Genomic DNA, 6,566 nt, shown 5'->3' on the forward strand with positions numbered 1-6,566 from the left:
CGGTTCAGACGTTGAACAGGAAGTTCATCACATCGCCATCTTTAACGATGTAGTCTTTGCCTTCTGAACGCATTTTGCCGGCTTCTTTCGCGCCTTGCTCACCTTTGTAGGTGATGAAGTCTTCGAACGCGATGGTTTGTGCGCGGATGAAGCCTTTCTCGAAGTCGGTGTGGATTTTACCTGCGGCTTGCGGAGCCGTTGCGCCGACAGGGATGGTCCATGCACGAACTTCTTTCACGCCAGCGGTGAAGTAGGTTTGCAGGTTCAGCAGTTCGTAACCGGCGCGGATCACGCGGTTCAGGCCCGGCTCTTCAATGCCCAGTTCAGCCATGAATTCTTCACGGTCAGCGTCGTCGAGTTCGGCGATGTCAGATTCAACCGCTGCACAAACAGCAACGACCACGGAGCCTTCGGCCTCTGCGATTTTGCGTACGACGTCGAGGTAAGGGTTGTTCTCGAAACCGTCTTCGTTAACGTTGGCGATGTACATGGTGGGTTTCAGCGTCAGGAAGCTCAGGTAGCGGATGGCCGCTTTGTCTTCCTCTGTCAGATCCAGTGCACGCAGCATGCCAGCGTTTTCCAGCTGTGGCAGGCATTTTTCCAGTGCGGCCAGTTCTGCCTTCGCATCTTTGTCACCGCCTTTGGCACGTTTCTGCACACGGTGAATCGCGCGTTCGCAGGTGTCGAGGTCAGATAATGCCAGTTCGGTATTGATAACCTCGATGTCATCAGCCGGATCCACTTTGTTGTTAACGTGGATGATGTTGTCGTTTTCGAAACAACGCACAACGTGGCCGATGGCTTCAGTTTCACGGATGTTAGTCAGGAACTGGTTACCCAGACCTTCACCTTTAGATGCGCCTTTGACCAGACCCGCGATGTCCACGAATTCCATGGTGGTTGGCAGGATACGCTGCGGTTTTACAATCTCGGCCAACTGGTCGAGACGCGGATCGGGCATTGGTACCACACCGGTATTCGGTTCGATGGTGCAGAACGGGAAGTTTGCTGCTTCGATACCCGCTTTGGTCAGCGCATTGAACAGAGTAGATTTACCGACGTTCGGCAGGCCGACGATACCGCATTTGAATCCCATGTTTTTCTCACCTTAATATCTTAATTATCAAACGATTAAATATAACCGCACGATGTAATGACCACAATTCCCCGCATTATACACGAGAACCGCATTTATCTCGATCCGCTTGTGGCCGCCACTGTTGTCAGTACACAGGATAAACCTTGCCTCGCCTGGTTCATTTTTAGATACTTGTCACAATTTTTTAACTGATCGGGAAATGTACCGGATGTTTTATGTTTAATCCGCGTGGTCTGAAGTTGTCTGAAATGAAGAACGAAACGCTGGCCGGATTTGTGGTGGCGGTATCAATGGTCCCCGAAGCGGTCGGGTTTTCACTGGTTGCCGGATTGTCGCCGATTGTCGGTTTGCACACGGCGTTTATTATCGGGCTGGTGACGGCACTGTTCGGCGGTAAACCGGGCATGGTGTCCGGTGCAGCGGGATCCATTGTGGTGGTGCTGATGAGTCTGGCGGCACAACACGGTATGGGATACGTGCTTTGGGCGACCATTTTTGCCGGGCTGATTCAGATTCTGATTGGTGTTTTCCGCCTCGGGAAATTTATCCGGCTGGTGCCGTTACCTGCGGTTCACGGCTTTGTGAACGGGCTGGCAATTGTCATTATGCTGGCGCAGTTGCACATGATTGCCGGGCAGGGACTGCTGATGTACGGACTGGTGTTGCTGGCGATTCTGGTGGTGGTGCTGTTCCCGAAACTGACCAAAATTATTCCTTCTTCGCTGGCAGCGCTGATCGTCGTTTCGGCCGTAGCGATCGGTTTTAACCTGCACACCTTGCGCGTGGGTGACCTGGCAGATATTTCAGGGGCGTTGCCGCACTTCAGCCTGCCGGTTGCGCCTTTCAATGTTGAGATGCTGAAAGTCGTGCTGCCCTATGCGGTAGTGATAGCGCTGGTTGGCCTGATTGAATCGCTGCTGACGATGACCGTGCTTGATGAAATGGGTCATCAGAAGGGCAACGGCAACCGTGAAAGTATTGCGCAGGGCGCGGGGAATACGATTTGCGGTCTGTTCGGTTGCTTCGCCGGTTGCGCGATGATTGGGCAATCGATCATTAATTTCACCTCCGGCGGTCGGGGGCGAATTTCCGGTACAGTCGGCGCCATTTTACTGATCCTGTTTGTGGTCAGTTTGTCCGGTTATATTGGCTTGCTGCCGGTCGCAGCGCTGGCGGGCATTATGCTGGTGGTCTGCTACAACACCTTTGAGTGGAGTTCGCTGCGCCGTCTTCGCCGCATGCCTAAAGCTGATGTACTGGTGATGCTGATTGTCACCGTCATCACGATTTTCACCGATCTTGCCGTGGCGGTGATCAGTGGCGTGATTATCTCTGCGCTGGTTTTTGCCTGGCAGCAGGCGCGTATCCGTGTGCGCGAGCATAAAACTAAAGGCGACCTGGCAGTGTATAAGCTGGACGGGCCGCTGTTCTTCGGATCTGCCGCGACCTTTGCCGAGCTGTTTAATCCTGAAAACGATCCGCAAAATGTAGTGCTGGATTTTGCCGGTACGCGGGTCATGGATTCGAGCGGAGTGGAGGCGATTGATAAACTGACCACGCGCTATCTCGATGCCGGTAAAACCATTCGCCTGCGTCATCTGAGCAATGATTGCGTGAGTTTGCTCAAAAAAGCCGGGCCATTCTGTTCTCACGAACTCGACGATCCGCAATATTACGTGGCTGAAGATAATCTCTGAAACCTCAAAGGTGTCGCTTAAAAACGGCACCTTTTTCGTTATTCACCCGCTTGTGGCCCTTTAAAGATAAATGCTTACAATTCGGGGCAAAAAAGCGGCCAAATTCATATCGCTGAAAATTCTGTAATGTTATACCGTTACGCCCGGTCAACTTCGCACTAACTGGCTTCAGGCCTGCGCTGCGGGGTATTTTTTCCACTGCCGGAGCGGACATGAGTACAGACAAAGTATCCGGGACGGATAACGCCAGTAAACAGCTGCGCTTTCAGTCTGCCGCCACCCACACGCGTTGGCTGAGCGGGCTGATCAACCCCATTATGGTGATCAGCAGCGTGATGTATCTGATCTTGCTGATGCTGTATCTGGTCTCTCCGGCATCGGTGTGGCCATGGGTGACCGGCAATATCATGGCGGCGATGTGGGTTTGCGCTGCCTCCCTGCAATGTGCCCGGCGTATCTCCCGCTGGCGGACGCAACAATTTGCGCCTGCTGTTGAAACCGCCATGCCGGAAGCGTCTTCCGGATTTTCCCAACGTCTGATTTCCCGCCCCTGGATGCGTCCTGTTTTACGTTATGTTGACGCGCATGTGTTCTTCCAGGCGCTTCCTGCATTTGCCGCAATTGTGCTCATCAGTGTGTTATGGCAGTTGCCAATACCGGCCAATGACGCCGGTGAGGCGGGGTATTTTGCCGGTTCGGTATTCATTCTCTGCGCCTTTGCTGTACTGGTTCTGGAGCGTCACTGGACGCTAAAAAACCCGCTGGAATGGCCGGAAGCGGCAAAGCTCGCACCGATGATGCGCATGATGATTGGCGTGTTTTTGCTGAGTGCATTAGCCCTGATGTTTGCCCGTGAGGCTTCGGTGTGGCCTGCTCACCTGCTGATGCTCACCGGATTATTACCGGGGTTGGTGGCGCTGGAGCTTTTCCTGCGGGCGCTGATGGCGATGTTTTCGCCGCCGCGTGAGGATAAAGAGCCGGAGTTTATTGCGGGCAGCCTGCTGGCCGCGCAGATTTGCTGGCCGCCGCGTCCGTTACAGTTTGTGCAAAACGAACTGCATCAGCATTTTGGTATCGATCTTCGTCAGATCTGGGCGTTTCATTTTATGCGCCGTGCACTGTTACCGCTGGCCGCAATCTTGTTGCTGACCGGTTGGCTGCTGACGGGCATCAGCGAGGTGCCGCTGACCCAGCGCGGAATTTATGAATCCTTCGGCAAACCGGTGGCGGTCCGACAACCCGGTTTACATGCGGGTCTGCCGTGGCCATTTGGCCGTACGCGGATGGTTGATAACGGCGAAGTACATGAACTCACCACCGGTTCCGAAGAACCGGTCACCACCACACCGGTCACGGTGGCTGATACCGCCGAAGGCCCGGCGCCTGAAAGCGCAAACCGTCTGTGGGACTCCGGCCACAGCAGCGATAAATCACAAATCATCGCCAGTGCCACCCGTGACAGGCAAAGTTTTCAAATCATGAATATGGATGTCCGCTTTGTGTACCGCATCGCCATGAATGACGGCGCGGCGATGGCGAGCCTCTATCACACCGACAATATGCCGGTGCTGATCCGCAGTATTGCCAACCAGGTGCTGGTGCATGATTTTTCCTCGCGTACGCTCGACAGCCTGCTGGGAAGTGATCAGACACGCCTTGCCGCAGATATTGGCCGGAAAGTACAGAGCCAGCTTGATCATCTCAACAGCGGCGTGGAACTGCTGGCTACGGTGATTGAATCAATCCATCCACCTGCGGGTGCGGCGGATGCTTATCACAGCGTACAGGCGGCACAAATTCTGGCACAAAGCGCCATTGCCGGTGAGAAAGGGCAGGCCGCGCAGCAACTGAATGCGGCACAGCAATTTGCCCGTCTGGCGCAGGATACCGCCAGTGCACAAAGCCACGAAAATCTCGATCAGGCGCAGGTCATGGCGTTGCGCTTTAACGCAGAAAATCAGGCGTATCAGGCTGGCGGACAGTCGTTCCTGACCGACCGTTATTTTAGTCAGCTGATTCTGGCGATGCAGCAGCATCCGGAAGTTCTGATTGTTGATCACCGTATTGGCGGCGGGACTTCGCCGGTGCTGGATCTGAGAAATTTTACCCTGCCATTTACGCCCGGAGCGGATAAAGCGGCGCATTCTGTCAACGCGGAGACTACCCGGTGAATGATTCCCAACAACCTGAAGCCCACGGACACGATCACGATGCACATGGCGGACATCATCACGGTGCCGGACATCACCATCATCATTCCGGCCCGGCGGCCCCTGGACTCTGGCGACGGGTTACGATTGCTATCGTACTGGTGGCCCTGATTGCCGCCACCGCCTGTCTGGTGCAGGTGCGTTCCGGCGAAGCGATGGTGATCACGCGCTTTGGTAATCCGGTGCGTGTGCTGTTGCAACCGGGGCTGGCATGGCATCTGCCGGTGCCGCTGGAGACCGCGATCCCGGTGGATTTACGTATCCGCACCACGTCCAGTGGGTTGCAGGATGTCGGCACCCGTGACGGTCTGCGGATCATTGTTCAGGCTTATACTGTCTGGCAGGTGAAAAACGATCCTCAGCATGTGCAGCGTTTTATCCGCGCGGTACAAAATCAGCCGGATATGGCCGCCGCGCAGATACGAACGTTTATTGGTTCGGCGCTGGAAACCACCACCAGCGGTTTTGCACTGGCTGATCTGGTGAACACTGATGCCAGTAAAATCCGCCTTTCCGGTTTTGAACAGCATTTGCATGATCAGATAGCCCGCCAGTTGCTCGACAGCTATGGCATTGAACTGGTGCAGGTCGGCGTTGAACGGCTGACATTACCGTCGGTGACGTTAGATGCCACCGTGGATCGCATGCGGGCAGAACGGGAAACCATTGCCACCGAGCGGTCCGCCGAAGGTAAGCGTCAGGCGGCTGAAATCCGGTCTTCCGCCGAACGCGATGCCCGTGTGATTAAGGCCGATGCGTCGGTCAGCGCAGCCAATATTGAAGCGCAGGCGCAGGTTCAGAGCGCGGCGATATACGCTAAAGCCCGGACCAGTAACCCCGAATTGTACGATTTGTTGCGCTCTCTTGACACGCTCAACAGCGTGATCACGCCGGGCACCCGGCTGGTGCTGCGCACTGATGCCGCACCGTTCCGGCAACTGGTTGAAGGTCCGCCCGCCTTGCCCGCCGCCAGCAACGGGCTGCGGCCATGAATCCGTTGTCCCGCTTTCAGGGGAATGCGTGGTTTCAGGCAGGACGCATAGCCTGTCTGGCGCTGTTTGCCATGACGCTGATTGCCGCCGCGAACTGGCTGTTCTCCAATGTGCGGCAGATAGAGCCGGATAAGCGCGCGGTGGTGATGCGCTTTGGTGCGGTTTCCCGCACGGCGGGAGCCGGGTTGTTGCTGGCGTGGCCGGAACCGCTGGAGCAGGTAGAAATTTTACCCGCCGCTGACCGGGTAATCGAGCATCACGTGACCGCGTTGCTCAGAGAAAACATTGTGCCTGCGTGGACCAATACCGGCGGCGAGAAAAGTGATGCCGTCGCGGGCGCTGGGTATTTGCTGACCGGTGATTCCGGCGTGGTTCAGCTGGATGTGCAGGTGTATTACGTGATTACCGATCCGGTGGCGTTTGTGTTGCAGGGTGAACACGTGTTACCGGCCCTGGATCGTTTAACCGAGCACGCGGCGGTGGCGATTTGTGCCTCACGCGTCTGGATACCATTCTGGTCGCGCGGCCGGAAATGGTGGGTAACGACAGCCATATCGCCGAACGACGG

Annotated in this window: 5 protein-coding genes; 4 read left to right on the forward strand and 1 reads right to left on the reverse strand. The window is 55.7% G+C overall.

Annotated elements, in window-relative coordinates:
- Window positions 1–4: 4 nt before the first annotated feature.
- Window positions 5–1,096: a redox-regulated ATPase YchF gene (gene ychF, locus UC14_RS25510; protein ID WP_112198685.1), complete on the reverse strand. Its 1,092-nt coding sequence runs from the start codon at window positions 1,094–1,096 to the stop codon at window positions 5–7.
- 218 nt (window positions 1,097–1,314) lie between these two features.
- Here ychF and UC14_RS25515 point away from each other — a divergent pair, with 218 nt between their 5' ends.
- The 4 genes from UC14_RS25515 to UC14_RS25530 form a co-directional block, all read left to right on the forward strand.
- On the forward strand, window positions 1,315–2,796 hold the full coding sequence (locus UC14_RS25515; protein ID WP_112198686.1) for a SulP family inorganic anion transporter: 1,482 nt from the start codon (window positions 1,315–1,317) through the stop codon (window positions 2,794–2,796).
- 212 nt (window positions 2,797–3,008) lie between these two features.
- Window positions 3,009–4,967, forward strand: a complete 1,959-nt coding sequence (locus UC14_RS25520; protein WP_112198687.1) for an SPFH domain-containing protein — start codon at window positions 3,009–3,011, stop codon at window positions 4,965–4,967.
- Window positions 4,964–5,998, forward strand: a complete 1,035-nt coding sequence (gene hflC, locus UC14_RS25525) for a protease modulator HflC (protein ID WP_112198688.1) — start codon at window positions 4,964–4,966, stop codon at window positions 5,996–5,998. The genes UC14_RS25520 and hflC overlap by 4 nt, the downstream gene beginning before the upstream one ends.
- The coding region (locus UC14_RS25530; RefSeq protein ID WP_255563214.1) for an SPFH domain-containing protein at window positions 5,995–6,566 on the forward strand (572 nt) is incomplete at its 3' end. The genes hflC and UC14_RS25530, both read left to right, overlap by 4 nt.

Source organism: Rahnella sp. NRRL B-41462 (genome assembly GCF_003263525.1).
Taxonomy (GTDB): domain Bacteria; phylum Pseudomonadota; class Gammaproteobacteria; order Enterobacterales; family Enterobacteriaceae; genus Rahnella; species Rahnella aceris.

What these genes read in the sequence shown, in the direction of transcription:
- ychF (WP_112198685.1), bottom strand. Translation starts at nt 1,096, where the DNA reads ATGGGATTCAAATGCGGTATCGTCGGCCTGCCGAACGTCGGTAAATCT.
- UC14_RS25515 (WP_112198686.1), top strand. Translation starts at nt 1,315, where the DNA reads ATGTTTAATCCGCGTGGTCTGAAGTTGTCTGAAATGAAGAACGAAACG.
- UC14_RS25520 (WP_112198687.1), top strand. Translation starts at nt 3,009, where the DNA reads ATGAGTACAGACAAAGTATCCGGGACGGATAACGCCAGTAAACAGCTG.